The 17303-nt window shown below is 73.6% G+C and carries 15 protein-coding genes; 4 read left to right on the top strand and 11 right to left on the bottom strand.

What is annotated here, in order from left to right:
- Positions 1-51 precede the first annotated feature (51 nt).
- The 4 genes from cydC (at position 52) to ACFQV6_RS29815 (ending at position 6061) form a co-directional block, all read left to right on the top strand.
- Positions 52-3471, top strand: coding sequence for a thiol reductant ABC exporter subunit CydC (gene cydC / locus ACFQV6_RS29800; protein WP_378030937.1), 3420 nt, complete (start codon positions 52-54; stop codon positions 3469-3471).
- Positions 3472-3550: 79 nt separating this feature from the next.
- Complete coding sequence (locus tag ACFQV6_RS29805) at positions 3551-4114, top strand: TetR/AcrR family transcriptional regulator (RefSeq protein ID WP_378030938.1); 564 nt, start codon at positions 3551-3553, stop codon at positions 4112-4114.
- Complete coding sequence (locus ACFQV6_RS29810) at positions 4098-4697, top strand: exonuclease (protein ID WP_378030939.1); 600 nt, start codon at positions 4098-4100, stop codon at positions 4695-4697. Before ACFQV6_RS29805 ends, ACFQV6_RS29810 begins: the two co-directional genes overlap by 17 nt.
- 401 nt (positions 4698-5098) lie before the next feature.
- Positions 5099-6061: a hypothetical protein gene (locus ACFQV6_RS29815; RefSeq protein ID WP_378030940.1), complete on the top strand. Its 963-nt coding sequence runs from the start codon at positions 5099-5101 to the stop codon at positions 6059-6061.
- Positions 6062-6178: 117 nt separating this feature from the next.
- Here the strand turns inward: ACFQV6_RS29815 and ACFQV6_RS29820 are convergent, their stop codons facing one another.
- Genes ACFQV6_RS29820 through ACFQV6_RS29870 form a run of 11 tightly spaced genes read right to left on the bottom strand, consistent with a single transcriptional unit; the run spans position 6179 to position 17196 of the window.
- The gene (locus tag ACFQV6_RS29820; protein ID WP_378030941.1) at positions 6179-6346 is read right to left on the bottom strand and encodes a hypothetical protein; all 168 of its coding nucleotides are present in this window, start codon (positions 6344-6346) and stop codon (positions 6179-6181) included.
- An 8-nt stretch (positions 6347-6354) separates the two neighbouring features.
- On the bottom strand, positions 6355-7314 hold the full coding sequence (locus ACFQV6_RS29825; protein WP_378030942.1) for a DNA topoisomerase IB: 960 nt from the start codon (positions 7312-7314) through the stop codon (positions 6355-6357).
- Entirely contained in the window at positions 7295-8224 is a 930-nt protein-coding gene (locus ACFQV6_RS29830) for a glycosyltransferase family 9 protein (RefSeq protein WP_378030943.1), read from the bottom strand. Before ACFQV6_RS29830 ends, ACFQV6_RS29825 begins: the two co-directional genes overlap by 20 nt.
- Positions 8221-8901, bottom strand: a complete 681-nt coding sequence (locus ACFQV6_RS29835) for an SDR family oxidoreductase (RefSeq protein WP_378030944.1) — start codon at positions 8899-8901, stop codon at positions 8221-8223. Before ACFQV6_RS29835 ends, ACFQV6_RS29830 begins: the two co-directional genes overlap by 4 nt.
- A 3-nt stretch (positions 8902-8904) precedes the next feature.
- The gene (locus ACFQV6_RS29840) at positions 8905-10257 is read right to left on the bottom strand and encodes a PfkB family carbohydrate kinase (protein ID WP_378030945.1); all 1353 of its coding nucleotides are present in this window, start codon (positions 10255-10257) and stop codon (positions 8905-8907) included.
- On the bottom strand, positions 10254-10853 hold the full coding sequence (locus tag ACFQV6_RS29845) for an SIS domain-containing protein (RefSeq protein WP_378030946.1): 600 nt from the start codon (positions 10851-10853) through the stop codon (positions 10254-10256). The genes ACFQV6_RS29840 and ACFQV6_RS29845 overlap by 4 nt, the downstream gene beginning before the upstream one ends.
- Complete coding sequence (locus ACFQV6_RS29850) at positions 10850-12052, bottom strand: glycosyltransferase (protein ID WP_378030947.1); 1203 nt, start codon at positions 12050-12052, stop codon at positions 10850-10852. The genes ACFQV6_RS29845 and ACFQV6_RS29850 overlap by 4 nt, the downstream gene beginning before the upstream one ends.
- On the bottom strand, positions 12037-12963 hold the full coding sequence (locus ACFQV6_RS29855) for a glycosyltransferase (RefSeq protein ID WP_378030948.1): 927 nt from the start codon (positions 12961-12963) through the stop codon (positions 12037-12039). Before ACFQV6_RS29855 ends, ACFQV6_RS29850 begins: the two co-directional genes overlap by 16 nt.
- Positions 12960-14537, bottom strand: a complete 1578-nt coding sequence (locus ACFQV6_RS29860; protein WP_378030949.1) for an HAD-IIIA family hydrolase — start codon at positions 14535-14537, stop codon at positions 12960-12962. The genes ACFQV6_RS29855 and ACFQV6_RS29860 overlap by 4 nt, the downstream gene beginning before the upstream one ends.
- Complete coding sequence (locus tag ACFQV6_RS29865) at positions 14534-15550, bottom strand: glycosyltransferase family 2 protein (RefSeq protein ID WP_378030950.1); 1017 nt, start codon at positions 15548-15550, stop codon at positions 14534-14536. The genes ACFQV6_RS29860 and ACFQV6_RS29865 overlap by 4 nt, the downstream gene beginning before the upstream one ends.
- Positions 15547-17196 (bottom strand): carbamoyltransferase, encoded by a 1650-nt coding sequence (locus tag ACFQV6_RS29870; RefSeq protein WP_378030951.1) that lies wholly within the window; start codon positions 17194-17196, stop codon positions 15547-15549. The genes ACFQV6_RS29865 and ACFQV6_RS29870 overlap by 4 nt, the downstream gene beginning before the upstream one ends.
- Positions 17197-17303 lie beyond the last annotated feature (107 nt).

Genomic DNA, 17303 nt, shown 5'->3' on the forward strand with positions numbered 1-17303 from the left:
GCGGCTCCTCGGGGCGATCTTGGACAACCAGACCGGCTATCGGCGGCTCAGATGTCCAAGATCGGGCGGCGGGGGCCTGTTGATCCGCGGTTGTTGCGGCATGCGCGGGCGAGCCGGGTGGGTATCGCTGTGCTGGCGGCCGTGGGGATCGGGCAGGCGGCGGCGACGCTGGTGATCGCGATGGCGCTGTGCGGGATCGTGACCGGGCGGGGTGCCGGGGCGATCGCGCTGCTCGGCGGGGCGTTCGCGGTGCGTGGCGGGCTGGCCTGGGCGGAACAGGTGGTGGCCCGGCGTACGGCGGCGCGGGTCACCGACGAACTCCGGCGCTCCCTGCTGCGGGAGGTGGTGCGGCGGGGGCCCGCTTGGGTGGCGTCCTACGGGGCGGGGCGGCTGACTGCCGTACTGGGTACGGGACTCGACTCGCTGCGGCCCTGGTTCTCGGGCTACCTTCCGGCGCTGGTCCTCGGCGTGATCCTGCCACCCGTGGTGGTCGTCGTGATGTTCGCCGTGGACCCGGCGTCCGCGGTGATCGCGCTGTGCACGCTGCCGCTGTTGCCGCTGCTGGGCGCGCTGATCGGCTGGGCCACGCAGGCACGTGCCGAGCAGCGCTGGGCGGCCGACGCACGCTTGGCGGGTCACTTCCTCGACGTTGTCCGCGGCCTCCCGACCCTCAAGGTGTACGGACGTGCCGCACGCCAGACCCGGGTGATCGCCCAGCTGACCGACCGGCACCGGAAGGCGACCCTGCGGGTGCTGCGAGTGGCTTTCCTGTCGTCGACCGCCCTGGACCTGGTCGGGACACTGTCGGTGGGACTGATCGCTGTGCAGGCGGGGCTCCGGGTGGCCGCGGGCACGATGGAGCTCGCTCCCGCGCTGCTGGTGATCCTGCTCGCGCCGGAGGCGTACCGGCCGCTGCGGGAGATGGCGGCGCGCTACCACGCCTCGGCCGATGCCGCAGCCGTCATCGCGGACGTGGACGAGATCCTCACCCCGGGCTCTGCCGCTCCGGGCTCCTTGGCTCCCGGCTCGCCCGCTCGCGGCCCTTTGACCCCGCCGCCTTCCGCCGTCGCCATCGACGGTACGACCACGGCGAGTTCTGTCCGGCTCGCGTTCAGTCCGGTCGCTGCCGGGCGGTGGGGTGTGCGGGTGACCGGGTTGCGGGCCCGTTACCCGGGTGGGCGTGGCTGTGCGGTCAGTTTGGACGAGCTGGGTGTGCGGGGCGGGGAGATGGTGGCGCTGCGGGGTCCGTCCGGTGCGGGGAAGACGACGGCGTTGCGTGTTCTGGCCGGACTCCACCCCGCGGAGGCTGGGGCCATCGCTGTTGGTAGAACGTTCTATCTTCCTCAGCGGCCGGCGCTGCCGCACGCCCGAACCGTCGCCGATGTCTTCCCGCCCTCCACGAGCGTTGGCGACATCCGGGCCGCTCTCCGGACCGTCGGACTGGGCGGCGAGATCAGCGGAACCACGCCGCTCGGCGAGTACGGCTCCGGGATCTCCTCCGGCCAGCGGCAGCGCCTGGCTCTGGCAGCACTGCTTCACCGCGCTGAGGCCGCCGCCCCGGGTACGTCCGTCGGCACGCTTCTCCTCGACGAGCCCACCGCTCACCTGGACGCCTTCACCGAGCGCCTGGTGATCGCCCGGCTGCGCGAGTTCTCCGCCCGCGGCTTTGCCGTCCTCGTGGTGGCTCACCGCCCAGCCCTGCTCTCCGCCGCCGACCGGATCGTCGACCTGCCCTCCCCCGCGGCTGGCTCCCAGGGGCGTCTCGACGCCCCGGAAACAGCACTCACGACCAGCCGGGATGATCCAGCTGGCTCCCAGGGTCGTCTCAACGCCCCGGAAACAGCACTCACCACCAGCCGGGATGATCCAGCTGGCGGGTGGGCGAGGCGGCCGGGGGTGGCGGTTGCGCTGGGGGCCGGGGCGTCGCTGGCCGGGATTCTGCTGACCGGGGCGGCGGCGTGGCTGCTGGTGCGGGCGTCGTCGTTGCCGCCGGTGCTGTCGCTCTCGGCGGCCGTCGTGGTGGTGCGGGGTAGTGCGGTGGCGCGGCCACTGCTGCGGTACCTGGAGCGGCTCGTCGCGCATGATCTGGCGTTCGCCCGGCTGGGTGGGCGGAGGGCGAGGGTGTACGCGGAGCTGGTTCCGCGGGTGCCGGGTAGGCGGGCGCACCGGCGCGGGGATCTGCTGACCCGGCTGGTGGACGACGTGGACGCTCAGGTGGACGGGCTGTTGCGGGGGCGGCTGCCGGCTCTGGCCGCGGCGGTGACGGTGGCCGTTGCGGGAGCGGCTGCGGTGTGGGCGGCTCCGGGGATGATCGTGCCGCTGGCGGTGGGGGTGCTGGTGGCGGGGGTGGTGGCGCCGGCGATCGCGGGATGGCAGGTGGCTCGGTCGGAGGCGGCCACCGGGGAGGCGCGGGCCGCGCTGCGGGATGCCGTGGTGGAGACAGTGGACGGTGTCGAGGAGATCGGGGCGGGGGCGAGCCGGAGTCCCGTACCGGAGGAACGGAGCCGGACCCTCGCTCAACTGGAGGCGCGGGCGGCGCGTGCGGCCGGGCTGGCCGCGGCGGTGGCGCACCTGGGTTGGGGCGCGGCGGCGGCAGGGACCGCCCTGGTGCTCGCGGGGGCCGGGCTGTCGGCGGAGTGGAGTGCCGTGCTGCTCCTGGGAATGATCGTTCTGGGTGAGACGGTGGTGGCGCTGCCGGAGGCGGCGATCGCGCGCCGTCAGGCCGCCGGGGCGGACCAGCGGGTGGCCGAGCTGACCGCGGAACCAGTGACTACGAGCGGGCAGCCGGGCGGCGAAGGGGTGACGGGTGGCGCCGCGCCGGAGGGGCGGGGGTGCGCGGTCCGGGTCGAAGGGCTGGTGGCCGGGTGGGATCCGGAGCGGGGACCGGCGCTTGACGGGATGGACCTGGAGCTGGCGCCGGGGTCGCGGACGGCGATCACCGGGCGGTCGGGGTCGGGGAAGTCGACGCTGGCGGCGGTCCTGGGGGGACTCCTGACGCCGTGGGCCGGGACCGTGGAGATCGGCGGGAGCGGCGCCGGGAGGCCGGGCGGAGGAGGGCTGGGGCGGAGGGTGGTGCTGGTTGGGGAGGATACGGGGCATGTGTTCGCTTCGACCGTACGAGAGAATCTGCGTCTTGCGGCACCTGCCGCGACCGACCCTCAGCTGATCGCGGTGCTGGAACGGGTGGGGTTGCGTGGGTGGTTCGGGGAGTTGCCGGACGGGCTGGACACGTGGCTGGGCACGGGTGGGAGCACGATGTCGGGTGGGCAGCGGCGGCGGGTGGCTACGGCGCGGGCGCTGTTGGCGGAGCCGGGTTTGCTGATTTTGGATGAGCCGACCGAGGGCATCGACGAGGCTGGTGCGCGGGAGCTGATGGCGGACCTGCTGGATGCGGCGTCCGGGCGTACCGTGCTGGTGCTCGCGCATCGCGCGGAAGGTCTTGATCTGGTGGATCGGGTGCTGGAGCTCTGATGATCGTGCCCGCCGGAAAGGACCGATCGGTCCGGGTCTATTGTCGGATTGGACTGAGCGGTCCGTTAAGCTCGTCCCTATGGCACGTACGCCGGCACCGGGCACCCGCGACACGATCCTGACCGCCGCCGCCGGGCTCTTCTACGAGCACGGCGTCCGGGCCGTCGGGATGGCGCAGGTGGTGGAGGTCGCGGGCTGCGGGAAGAACCTCCTGTACAAGCATTTTCCCAGCAAGGCAGAGCTGGCGGCGGCCTATCTGGAACTGGCCCGGCGGGAACGCGACAGGTCCGTCGCCGAGGCGCTGCGGTGGTCCGGGGAGCCGGTGGAGCGGCTGACCGCCCTGATCTCCGAGATCGCCGAGACGGTCCAGCGGCCGGGTTATCGGGGGTGCGCCTTCCGTAACTATCTGACCGAGTTCCCGGGCGAGGACGACGAACCGGCCCGGGTCGCCAAGACCTACCTCGGGGACACCCGCGCCGAAGTGGATCGCCTGGTCGCGGAGTCCGGCGGGGACGGTCTGCTGGCCGACCGCATCTGGCTGATCGTCAACGGGCTGTACGGCGGACCACCGAGTCAGGCCCGAATAGCGGTGGACTGGGTCGCCGAACTGGTCCCATCCTGCCGGGGTGACAAAACTTCCTGAGTTGTACGTCGCCGTCGATGTCGAGGCGGACGGGCCGATCCCGGGGCCCTACAGCATGTTGTCGCTGGGGATGGCGGTGGCCGGGCAGCCCGATCTCACGTTCTACACCGAGCTGAAGCCGATCTCGGACGACTTCGTGCCGCAGGCCCTCGCGGTCTCCGGGCTGGACCGGGAACTGTTGCGCGAACAGGCGCCGGACCCCGCGACCGCGATGGCGGCGGCGGCAACATGGGTGAACGGGCTGCGCCGGGCCGGGCGGCCGGTGTTCCTGGCGGCGCCGGCCGTGTGGGACGGGATGTTCGTCCACTGGTACTTCGTGCGGTACACGGGGCACAGCCCGTTCGGGCCGACCGGCTCCGGGGTGGACCTGCGCAGCTACTGGATGGGCGCCACGGGTGTGGAGTGGGCCGAGACCCACAAGGGGAAGATCAAGCACGCGCTCGGGCTGGGCGGGCTGCCGCACACCCACCACGCCGGCGAGGACGCGGCCGAGCTGGCGCAGGTCTTCGCGGCGGCCCAGGCCGCGGCGCAGGTCTTCGCGGCGGCCCGGGCCCGAGTCGGATCGAGGACGAGGGGCAGCTGAGGGAGCCCGCCGGGCGAAGAATGGGGATTTCGAGGAGCGGAGGCCGGGACGCCGTCATGACCACAGCTCGAGTCATCACCACCCAGGCGATCAGCGCGACACAGCGCGCGACTGTCGCACGCACCGCGGCCGAACTGCGGGCGCGGGCTCCCAGCAGGGCCGGCCCCTTGCCCGGACCGCTCGTCGCCCCCGGCGCGGGCGACGCCCACCGAGGCGGAGCAGGCGCGCGGCCGGGACCCGGCGTCCGTCGCGGCGCGGGCGACGCCCACCAAGGCGGAGCAAGCGCGTGGCCCGGAACCGGCGTCCGTCGCGGCGCGGGCGACGCCCACCAAGGCGGAGCAAGCGCGTGGCCCGGAACCGGCGTGCGGAAAGGCACAGCCGATCCCCATCAGGGCGGGGCCATGCCCTGGTACCGGCGCGGCGTCCCGGCCGGATCGGCCGACCCGCACCAGACCGGAGCGGGTCTGTGGCCGGGGCCGGCTCAGGCCGCGGGGCACATCAACCCGTTTGTGGGGACCGCCGGCCGGCGGGCGGGGCCTTTGACAGCACCGTCCGGCATGGGCCGCCCGTTCGCGTGGTCGAAGCGGCAGCGTGTCGACGTGCTCGCTCCGGCAAGCGGACAGGCGCTGGTCACCGTTCCGCGGTTGCGGCGGGCCGGGCAGATGCGGGTGACCGGGTCGCATTCGGTCGTTGTGGGGGATCACAACCGGATCGAGGTGCGGTACCGCTATCGGGTCAAGCAGGTGCAGGTGGAACGCCGGGATGTGGACGCGGTGCGGCGGGCGGAGCAGGACTTCCGCCGCGGCCGGGATCTGGGCAGGCCGGTCACGCGGGCCGAGTTCAACAGGTTCCGGAGTTGCCTGCGCAGCCGGCTGGAGTGGCCCTCACAGGCGCCGCCGGTGCGCCGGGTGAGCAGGTCGTTCCGGTCGGCCAGCGGCTATGAGATCGCCGGGTGTTCGGGCGTGGTGCTCGGCAACCACAACCGCATCCGCAGCCGGGAAGACCTGGTGGTCCGCAAGTGCGCGGTGCGGCTCGGCTGCCTGGCGCGCCGCGACGACCGGCTGGCTCGCGACCTGTTCGACAGCATCCGGGCCGGCCGGCGCGCCACCGAGCGGCTCGGCAGGGCCGTCACCGACAGCATGGGCCGGGCGAAGGCACCGGAGAAGGCGAATGCCCTGACCGGACTGGGGGCGATCGCCGTCACCCGAGGCCGGAGAGCGGGAGTCCAGGGAGCCGGTGCGGTCGCGATCGGCCGCGGCAACGTGACGAGCGGCAAGGTCGAGAAGACGGAGACCGGCCGGGTGGAGATCGACGCGATGGGTTACCCGGAGAGGAACGAGACGCCGCACCAGGAGATGTGGTAGCCGCTCCCCTACGCATCACGGGATGCAGCACCAGCTGGTTGTGAGTGCTGTGTCCGAGCCCGCGACACAGCCCTGGAAGCCAGCCACGAAGATCCAGCTGATGGTAAGTGCGGGTGATCAGGCGCGGAGGTCGAGGGCGTAGAGGAGCTTGTCGTAGCGGGCGCCGCCGACCGCGACGAAGCGTTCCAGGCGGCCGTACTGGTGGAAGCCGGCTGAGCGGTAGAGGGCGGCCGCCCCGCTGTTGTCGCCGCGCAGGTCGAGGGTCAGCACCCCGGACCGATCCACCGGGCCAGTCAAGCAGAGTCGTCGGTGAGCAGGTCGAGCACCTCCTTCTCGCCGTCGGCGACGCGGCCCTCCTCGAAGTGCTCGATGACGCGCGGGTCGATGTACGAGTTCCGCGCCACCGTCGGGGTGTTGCCGAGCAGTTCGGCGACCTCCCGGGACGCCTTCGCGACCGCCTTCTTCCGTTTCGCCCGGGTGGGCTGCGGTCCCTCCGAGGCGAGGACCTCGGCCGCCTTGACGGTCCCGTGCCAGGTGCGGAAGTCCTTGGCGCTCATCTGTTCGCCGCTGATCTCCCGCAGATACTCGTTGATCGCGTCGGCGCGGATCTCCTGCCAGCGGCGCTGCGAGGGATCCCAGTAGGCGAACAGCCGGGGGCAGTCCCGGCGGCGGCGCTTGAGGTCGCGCAGGACGGCACACACCTCGCCGTCGCCGACCGTCGCCGCGTGCGAGACCCCGGACTTGCCGGTGAACTCCAGCAGCACGCAGCCGCCTTTGCCCCGCAGGTGCGAGGGGGACAGCGTGGACAGGCCGAAGGTGGGGTCGTCCTCGCGGGCCGCGGACTCCTCGCCGCCGACCCGGAACATGCCCATGTCGAGCAGCTTGACGATCGCCGCGAGCACCCGCTCACGGCCGAGGCCGCGGCCGGACAGCGCCTTGTCGAGCCGTTCGCGCACCTCGGGGAGGCGTTCGGCCACCTCCAGGGCGTGGTCGAACTTGGCCCGGTCCTGCTGCTCGCGCCACAGCGGGTGGTAGAGGTACTGCTTGCGCCCGGCGTCGTCGACCCCGGTGGCCTGGATGTGGTCGCGCTCGTCCGGCGAGATCCACACGTCCTTCCAGGCCGGTGGGATCACCAGGCTCTTGATCCGTTCGATGGAGCCGGAGTCCCGCAGCCAGGAGCCGTCGACGTCCACGAAGCGCTTGCCGCGGCGTCCCAGGCCGGGCTTGCTCAGATCACTGCGCCGCAGCCGCACGGCACACCTCGTCAGCGGCGGTCAGAACCTCGTCCTCGTTCACCGCGAGCAGCGCCGGATGCACCGGTCCGGGCAGGTCACCGCGCTCGCTGCGGGTGCCGTGCCAGATGGCCCGGTGCCACGGCCGGTCCGGTGGCGGGCCCCAGCGCCGCGGTGAGACCGGCCCGAACAGCACGACGGACGGCGTGCGGTAGGCGGTGGCGAGGTGCGCGATCCCGGTGTCGCCGCTGACCAGGAGGCGCGCTCCCGCCACCAGGGCGGCGAGCTCACCGAGATCGGTACGGGCGACGGCACTCCGGTCGAACCCGGCCGCGTCGCTCACCCGTACACAAAGCTCGTGCTCTGCGGCGGAACCAGTGATCAGCACGCGGTGACCCGCCGAGCTCAACCGGCGCGCGACGGACGCGAAGCGTTCCGGAGGCCAGCGCCGCGCGGGCGATTTCGCACCCGGATGGATGATCGTCACGCCCCGCGGCACGTCCGCCGGAGGCACGTCAAGATCAAGATCTTCAGGATCGCACGGTACGCCGTAATAGCGGATCAGGCGGCACCAGCGCTGCACCTCGTGCTCGTCGTCGTGCCAGCCGGGACCGTCGGCGTGCCCGGCCGGGCGGCTGGCGAACGCCCACAGCTTGGCCGGGTGCAGCGCCTGGAGCCGCCGGTGCGACTCCGGACCGGATCCGTGCAGGTTGACCGCGATCTGCGGGTTGGCCGGCGCACCGGTCAGCGGTTCCAGTTCGGCGGCCGCGACCGTCCGGTCGATGCCCCCGATCGCGGAGATCAGCGGGGTGAGCCAGGCGGGGGCGGCCAGGCTCAGCGTCTCGCCGGGGAAGGCGGCGCGGAGCCCGCGCAGGGCGGGCACCGCGGTCGCCAGGTCTCCCACGCCGAGCGCGCGCAGGACGAGGATCACGGGTACGAGCTCTCCGTCTCCGCCGCCACGACGAGTTCCCGCACCGCGGAGCCGGCGGGCTGACTCAGGGCGAACATGACGGCGGCCGCCACGTTCGCCGGGTCGTTGAGGATCGCGTCCGGCCCCGGCTTGTACCGGTCGTCGCGCTCGTCGAAGAACTTGGTCCGCATGCCACCCGGGATGAGCAGCGTGACGCCGACCTCGCCGGCCAGTTCGGCGGCGAGGGCGCGGGTGAAGCCGACCACGCCGAACTTGGCGGCGCAGTACGCGGTGGCGTCGGAGACCGCCTTGATCCCCAGGGTGGAGGAGATCGTGACGATCCCGCCGTGCGACCGCTTCAGCTCCGGCAGCGCAGCCCGGATGACGGCGGCGGTGGCGAGCAGGTCGACGGCGACGATCCGGTCCCAGGTCTCGCCGGGGATGTCGGCGAGCGCGCCGGGCACGTCCATGCCGGCCGCGGTGACCACGCCGTCGATCGAGCCGCCGGCACGTTCGACCAGCTCACGGGTGGCGCGTTCGGCGGCCCGGCTGTCGGCCAGGTCGCACTCGGCCCACTGCACGCCGTCCGCGGGCGCCTGCCGGTCGATCACGTACGGTGTCCCGCCGGCCTTGATCACGGCGTCGACGACGGCGGCACCCAGGCCGCTCGAGCCGCCGGTGACGATGACTGATTCCATTCCCTACCTCCTGCTGCGTGCTTCGCTGATGGTTTTCGTGGTGGAACGGCCGTCCAGGTAGGGCACGATCACTGTCTGCCCGCCCCAGCGTTCGACCAGCTCGGTCTCGGGGAGGGAGTCGTAGTCGCCGCCCTTGACCCAGACGTCCGGGCGCAGCCAGGACAGCACCGGCTCGGGTGTCGGGTCGTCGAAGATCACGACGGCGTCGACGCAGTCCAGGGCGGCGAGCAGGCGGCTGCGGTCGGCCTGTGCGGTGAGCGGGCGGTCCGGGCCCTTCAGGCCGCGGACGGATTCGTCGCTGTTCAGGCAGACGATCAGGCAGTCGCCGAGGGAGCGGGCGGCGCGCAGGGTGGCCAGGTGGCCGGTGTGCAGCAGGTCGAAGCAGCCGCCGGTGGCGACGACGGTGCCGCCCTTGGCCCGTATCGCCGCCACCAACTGACCGGCCGCTTGCACGCCGACGCGCTCGATCGCGTCAGATTTGTCCGACATATCGTCGCCACGCCCGACATAAGCGCTGGCCGCCGCAACGGCTTCCTGCACCGCCTCGGAGACCAGGGCACCGCGGGCCAGAGCGACAGCCGCCGCGGCGGCGAAGCTGTCCCCCGCCCCGCACGTGTCGCCGCCGCTCACCCGGGGCGCCGGAATCACCAGCGGTGTCGTGCCCGAATGGCAGAGCACCGCACCCTGCGCACCCCTGGTCACCACCACCGCACCGGCCCGCCAGCGCTGCCGCAGCAGCTGCCCGGCGCGCTGGGCGGTGGCCAGGCCCGAACCGTTCCCGGCGTCACCGGCGAGGCGGCGCACCTCGCTCTCGTTCGGTGTCACCAGGCGCACGTTCGGCACCGGCGGCGGCCCGTTCGGGTGCGGATCCCAGACCACCGGTGCCTTCGCCGCCTCGATCGCGGCACGCAGCGCCGGGTGCCGCGCCACACCGCGCCCGTAGTCGCTGACCAGGATGGCCGAGGCCTCCCGCAGGACGTCGAGCACGGCCTGCGGGGCGTCGCCGGGCGGCTGCGGCTCGCCACCGCGGTCGAGGCGCAGCAGCACCTGACCGGCGGCGCGCAGGCGGATCTTCTCCGCGGTCGTGCCGGGCAGCGGGAGGGCGTACACCTCGATGCCCGCGGCCGTGAGCAGCTCGATCAGCCGGGCACCGGCGGCGTCCGGCGCGATGGCGGTGACGAGCGCGACCTCGTACCCGTGTGCGGCGGCCAGCAGGGCCGCCAGGCCCGCGCCACCCGGGCGCTCGGAGACCCGCTCCTCCTCGAGGACCGGTGCCGGCGCGTCCGGGGCGATCCGGCGGACGCTGCCGTCGACGTCGCGGTCGAGCAGGGTGTCGCCGACGATGACGAGCCTCATACCGCTGCCATCTCCTTCCGGTCGGCGTGCGAGAAAGGGAGCAGGTACCGGTCCAGGTAGGTGCACATCACGTGCACCGAGACCAGGTGCAGCTCCTGCACGACCTGGCTGTCCGGTGACGGGCAGCGCAGCGCCTGGTCGCAGGCCTCCGCGAGCGGGTTGGGCGCCTCGCCGACCATCGCCCAGGTGTGCAGGCCGAGTTCCCTGGCGGCCTCGGCGGCCCGGACCAGGTTGAGGCTGCGGCCGCTGGTGGACAGGAGCAGCAGCACGTCGCCGGGGCGGCCGTGCGCGCGGACCTGCCGGGCGAAGACCTCGTCGAAGCCGTAGTCGTTGCTGATCGCGGTGACCGCGGAGGAGTCCGGGGTGAGGGCGATCGCGGACAGCGGCATCCGCTCGTCGCGCAGCCGGCCGACGAGTTCGGCGGCGAGGTGCTGCGCCTCGGCCGCGCTGCCGCCGTTGCCGGCGACCAGCAGACGGCCGCCGCGCCCGAGGTGGCGGGCCAGGTGGGCGCCCCAGGCTTCCAGGATGGAGGCCTCTTCACGGTACGCCGAGAGCGCCTCCGCGAGTCCGTCCAAGTGACTGTCGAGGGGATTCACGCAGCGACCTCCAGGTCGGCGACGACGGAGTAGACGGCAGCAAGGCGTTCGGCGATGCGGGGCCAGGAGTAGGACGCGGCGGCCCGGTCGGCGGCGGCCGCGGCGTAGCCGTACCGGCGGACCTCGTCGGTCGCCAGCCGGCGCAGGGCCACACCGAGGGCGCGGGGGTCGTGCGGCGGCACCAGGTCGCCGGTGATCCCGTCGACAACGGTGTCGGTGAGGCCGCCGACCGCGGTGGCCACGACCGGCACCCCGCACGCCATGGCTTCCAGCGGTGTCAGGCCGAACGGCTCGTACCAGGGGGTGGCGGCAACGATGTCGGCCGAGCGGTACCACTGCGGCATCTCGTGGGCGGGCACCGCGCCGGCCAGGGTGACCCGGCCGCCCACCCCGCAGTGCTCGGCGAGGGCGCGCAGCCGGCGGGCGTACGGGTCGGCGTCCAGCTCCCCCGCCGGCGGGCCGCCCACCACGACGAGTTCCGCGTTCGGTACGACAGTCAGCGCCCGGATCGTGTCCTCGATCCCTTTGCGCTCCACCAGCCGTGCCACCGTGAGGATCCGGATCCGCCCCGCCGCCCGGGGCACCGCCGGTCCCCGCGTGCTGAACCGCTCCGTGTTCACCCCGGACGGCACCAGCTCCATCCGGGACCGCGGAACTCCCAGCCGGAGCAGCTCACCGATCTCGTCGCGGCACTGCACGATCACCCGGTCCACCGACCGGCCGAGGTGCCGCTCGTACCTGATCCGGCCCACCGGGCTGGTGTCCGCCGCTCCCTGGTGGCGCCGCTTCACCGAGCCGAGCGCGTGGAACGTCTGGAGCACCGGCACACCGCGTGCCCGCCCGGCTTCGAGGGCGGCCAGGCCGCTCATCCAGAAGTGGGCGTGCGCCACGTCCGGCCGCCACTGGTCCCGCCAGTCCCGCGCCATCCACTCGCCGAACGCACCCATGTACGGCAGCAGGTCGTCCTTCGGCAGCACCCCCGCCGGACCGGCCGGTACGTGCACCACCTCGGCCTGCTCACCGATCGGCACGACGGCGGGCAGGCCGGGGTCGTCCCGGCGGGTGTAGACGCGCACCTCGTGACCGCTGCCGGCGAGCGCCGCGGCCAGCTCGGCGACGTGCGAGTTCTGCCCTCCCGCGTCGACCCCGCCGAGCGCCGCGAGCGGGCTGGCGTGTTCCGAGATCATCGCGATGCGCATGTCTCCTCCTCCAGCAGCCGGTCCCAGTCCGCCAGGAACCGGTCCAGCCCGAACCGGGTGAGCGCGACCTGCCGGGCCCGGGCGCCGAGCCGGGCCGCCTCGTCCGGTTCGTCGATCAGCCACTGGGCCGCCTCGACGAGCGTGCTGACGCGGGTGGCGAGGATTCCCGCGTCGGCCGGGATCGCGTCGACCGCCTCGGTGGTGGCGAGGGCGATGACGGGCATGCCCATCTGCATGGCCTCGATCAGGCTCAGCCCCAGCGACGTCCACCGGCACAGGTGCAGGTACGCGCGCCGCCTGGCCACCTCGGCGTGCATCTCGTGCTGCGGCGGGTCCTCGTACGCGGTGATCCGCTCGTGGGTGAGGCCGCCGGCGCCCATGCCGAACACGTCCAGCGGCGCCACGCCGGTGAACCGCGGGAACAGGTCGGTGCCGGTGACCCGGCCGCGGCGTACCGGCTCGTTGGTGACGATCGCCAGCCGTTCCAGCTCGCCGGTCCAGCGGGCTTTCGGCTCGACGATGCCGTGCTCGATCACCGTGGTGCGGGTGGCTCCGCAGTCCCAGAACAGCTCGTTGAAGTGGGTGACGTGGGCGATCAGCACGTCGTCGCGGTCGGCGAGCGGGTGCCGGCTGAACGGCACGTCGCCCTTGGGCGTGTTGTGCTCCACGTAGATCACCGGGACGTGCGGCGGGATCAGGTCGAGTTCCTCGGGCCGCTGGGCGATCGCCACGTCGATGTCGCGGATCTCGTCGAGCGGGAGCTCCTCGACGGTCTCCGGCCAGTCGAAGGTCCGAGCGCGGCCGCGGCCCCAGGCGTCGCGGTCGTTGTTGACCGGCACCAGGTAGCGGTGTTTGCCCTGGACGAACGAGGTGGTCCAGGAACCGTGCACGTGCCAGAGCAGGATGTTCACGCGACAGCCACCTTCTCTTGCGGATGCGGGGCGGTCACGCCGATCCGGCGCACCGCCTTCAGGACGTCCCGCGGCTCGACGGTTGCCAGGCAGGGGTGGCCGGGTACCGGGCAGCGGGTGGCGCGGGTGTCGCGGCAGGGTGCGGCGGGGTCGCCGAGCCGGACCGCGGGCACTCGGTAGGGACCCCACTGGCCATACGGCACGGTGGGTGCGTACAGGCTGATCACGGGCGTGCCGACGGCCGCGGCGAGGTGCGCCGGGCCGGTGTTGGCGACGATCAGGCAGGCGGCGCCGGACAGCAGCGTGGCCAGGTCCGCGAGCGACATCGGCCCGGCGTCCGTGCCCGCGGTGCCGGCGACGAGGGCCGCGAGCTGCCGCTCCCCCGGGCCGCCGGTGACCAGGACCCGGTGCCCCTCGGCGGCGAGCGCGGCGACGATCCGGCGCAGGTTCTCCGGCGGCGCGGAACGGGCCTCGCAGCTCGCTCCGGGATGGACCACGAGATGACCGCCGCCGGTCATCCTCGGTGCGGTCACCTTCAGGCCGCCGTCGTCGCCTTCGGCGAGCGAGAACCCTGCCGCTGCCGCGACGCTGAGGGCACGTTCCGCTTCGGGCAGACCCTGGGGTACGCGGTGCCTGACGTCGAGAAGCGACCCCGGATAGTCCTCGCTGATCGCCGTGATCCGGCCGACCCCGGCGGTGCGCAGCAGCAGGGCCAGCGGCAGCGCGGACTGGTGGAACGACGTGAAGACGACCGCCTCGTCCGCTCCGGTGGCCCGCAGCCGCTCGGTGAGAGCCCGCATGTCGTCCGCGGCGACCGGCCCCGGCTCGGGGTCGATCCACGGCAGGCGCCACTCGACGATCTCGTCCACGCCGGGCAGCAGCTCGGCGGCGGACCGGCCGCGCGGGCCGCAGAGCAGCACCACCCGGTCGGCACCGGCCTTGAGGGCACGGATCGCCGGCCCGGTGACCAGCACGTCGCCGGCCGAGTCCGAGCGGACCGCGAGGACCGTGCGCGGGCGGGCCGGCCGGGCCGCCGGGGTGAGCAGCGCCCGGCGGCTCAGGATCAGGCCGGCGGCGGCGGGCAGGTCGGCGGCGCGGTGCGGGCCGGCCGCCACCTCGGCCGCCAGCGTGACATCGGTCGGCACCAGGATGCCGGTGGCACCCGCCGCGAGCGCGGCTTCCATGTCGCGGCCGATGTCGCCGACCACCACGCACCGGCCGGGAGTGGTGCCGAGGGCGGCGGCGGCCGCGAGGACCATGCCGGGCGCGGGCTTGCGGCACGGGCAGCCGGCTGTGTCGTCGTGCGGGCACACCTGCCAGGTGTCGAACGGGCCGAGCAGCTCGTCGACACGGTGGTTCACCGCGTCCATCTGATCGGCGGTGAACCGGCCCCGGGCCAGGCCGGACTGGTTGGTGACCACGCCGAGCCGCAGCCCGGCGGCGCGCAACCGGCCGACGGCCTCCTCGGCGCCGGGCATCAGGCGGACCAGCTCGGGGTCGCCGTTGTACGGCACGTCGACGACGAGGGTGCCGTCCCGGTCGAAGAGAACCGCGTCGTAGAGGGGCTCACTCACCGGCCGGCCTCCACGGGCTCGCTGCCCAGCAGGGAGGCGGGAGCGGGCATCGGCCGCGCGCCGCGCCAGCGGAACCAGCCGCGCAGCCAGTGGGTGACCGCGACCGGCGGGATCGCCACGCTGCTCAGCAGCATCGTGGTGACCTCGCGGGGATCGCGCGGGCCGGGTGCGATGCGGGCGGCGGCGAACTCGGCGGTGCCGGCGGCCCAGGCTGCCGCGGCGACACCTGCCGCGGCGGACCAGCCGCGACGGCCGGTGACCAGGCCGGCGGCGGTGCAGCCGAGCGCCGCGATCCCGGCGGCGGTCACCGCGGCGTGCCGGTGGCGGCGTCCCGGCGGGACGTTCAGCACGGTACGCCAGCGTGGACCGTAGAGGCGGCGCAGCAGCGCGTCGTCGGCATTGCCCCGCTGCGTCCGTACGCTGATCCAGCGCTGCTCCGCCCGTACCGGATGGGTTGCCGATCTCAGGCCGGGCCGCAGCTCGAAGCCCGCCTCCCGCACCCGGTGGGCCAGCTCCGCGTCCTCGCGGAAGGCCCGCGGCAGACGCTCGTCGAAGCCGCCGGTGCGCTCCAGCGCGACGCGGCGATAGGCCATGTCCGCGGTGATCCACTCGCCGTCCGCGAGGCCCGCGGTGACCCGCTCCCAGTCGGTCGGCCGCCGGTCCGCCGGCAGCGGAACCCGGATCACGCCCTGCACTCCCCCGACCCGCGGTCCCGCGTCGCGCAGGTCGGCGACCAGGTCGGTGGCCCAGCCGGGACGCGGCCGCACGTCGTCGTCGAGAAACGCCACCCACTCGTGGCGCGCGGCCCGCCAGCCGATGTTGCGGGCCGCCGCCGGACCGGCGGCCCGGCCCGGCAGGATCCGCGCGCCGCTGACGGTCAGCGGGTCCGCCCGCTCGGCCCGGTCGTCGACCAGGATCAGCTCCATCCCGGCGGGCAGCGGGCCCAGTGCCGTGAGCAGCTCGTGCAGGCTGGGCCGCCCCAGCGTGGGTATGACGACGGAGATGCCCGTCATCGCACCTCCCGGTCGGACTCTGCGCGGTAGGCCTGCGCGCGGTGCACCGCGAACGGGCCGATCGCGAGCAGGTCGACGGGCGCGGAGCCGAATAGCTCGAGGGCCTCGCGCGGCGTGTCGACCATCGGGCGGCCGGCGGTGTTGAGCGACGTGTTGATCACGACGGGCAGGCCGGTGAGCCGCTCGAACTCGGCGAGCATCTCGGCCACCAGCGGCTCGGTCTCGGTGTGGACGGTCTGCACGCGGGCGGTGCCGTCGACGTGCGTGACAGCAGGGATGCGGTCCTTCCATTCCGGCTTCACCCGGTGCACGAAGAGCATGTACGGGCTGGGGTAGACGCCGGTGAAGATGTCGGCGAAGCGTTCCGCGCGGACCATCGGGGCGATCGGGCGGAACTGCTCGCGGCCTTTCACGTCGTTCATCCGGGTCTGGGTGTCCGGGTCGCCGGGGTGGGCCAGCAGCGAGCGGTGGCCGAGGGCGCGCGGGCCGTACTCGCTGCGGCCCTGGTACCAGGCGACGATGCCGTTGCGCGCGAGCACCTCGGCGGCCGCGGTGGCGATCGACTCCGGCCGCTCGTAGGGCACTGCCGCCCGCTTCAGCTCGGCCTCGAGCTCGTCGTCGGACCAGCCGCGGCCCAGCGCCGCGCTGCCGAACGGGATGTGCCGCCCGGTGACGGCGAGCGCGGCGCCGAGGGCGGTGCCCGCGTCACCGGCGGCCGGCTGCACCCAGACCCGCTCGAACGGGCCCTCGGCGGCGATCCGGGCGTTCGCCACACAGTTCAGGGCGGTGCCGCCGGCCATCGTCAGCGTCGTCAGGCCGCCGGACGCCTCGTACGTCCAGCGGGCCAGGTCGAGCAGCACCTCTTCGAGGCGGATCTGCACGCTGGAGGCCAGGTCGGCGTGTGCCTCGGTCATCTCGCCGTCGGCGGTGCGCGCCTTGGCGAGGGCGTCCCAGTCGATGCGCTCGACGGTGAAGCCGCCGTCGTCGTTCGCGTGGACCAGGTCACGCAGCAGGCCGAGGAACTTCGGGCGGCCGTACGAGGCGAGGGCCATCACCTTGTACTCGTCGCTGGAGTGCATGAACCCCAGGTGGCGGGTGAGGTCCTCGTAGAGCAGGCCGAGCGAGTGCGGCAGCTCCTGGCTGCGGAAGGTCTCCAGCTGACCGTCCCGGTACGCCCCGGCGAGGTGGCTCGCGGACTCACCGCGCCCGTCCAGGACCAGGACCGCGCTGGGCTCCTCGACGCTCAGCCCGGCCGACGCGGCGTGCGCGACGTGGTGCGGGACGAACCGCACCTGGTCGGGGTCGAGGCCGGGAAGCGCGGTGGCCAGGAACTGTGGTGCCCGGCGGGCGTAGTCGACCCGCAGGTGGTCCCACGGGTCACTGGCGGCGAGCCCGGCCGACTCCTGGCACAGCGCCGGGTCGAAGGAGTAGGCCACCGCGTCCAGGTCACCCGGCCGCAGGCCCGCCTCCCGCAGGCACCACGCCGCGGAGAGTTCGGGAAGCTCCCAGGCGGAGAACGGCACGGGCCGCTTGCCGTGCTTGCGGCGGCTGAACCGTTCCTCCTCCGCCGCGGCGATCACACGACCGTCGACGATCACGGCAGCCGATGGATCGTGGAAGATCGCGTTGATTCCGAGAACTCGCATGGCGGGGCGGTTACCCCAGTTTTTTGCAAGTACGCACATGATCATCGACTTCCCGCAAAACCATCCCTCAGGACGAGAATTCGGGGTTCACCTGCACTGATCCTCAA

It is taken from the genome of Actinoplanes sp. GCM10030250, from assembly GCF_042666575.1.
In the GTDB taxonomy this organism is placed as follows: Bacteria; Actinomycetota; Actinomycetes; order Mycobacteriales; family Micromonosporaceae; genus Actinoplanes.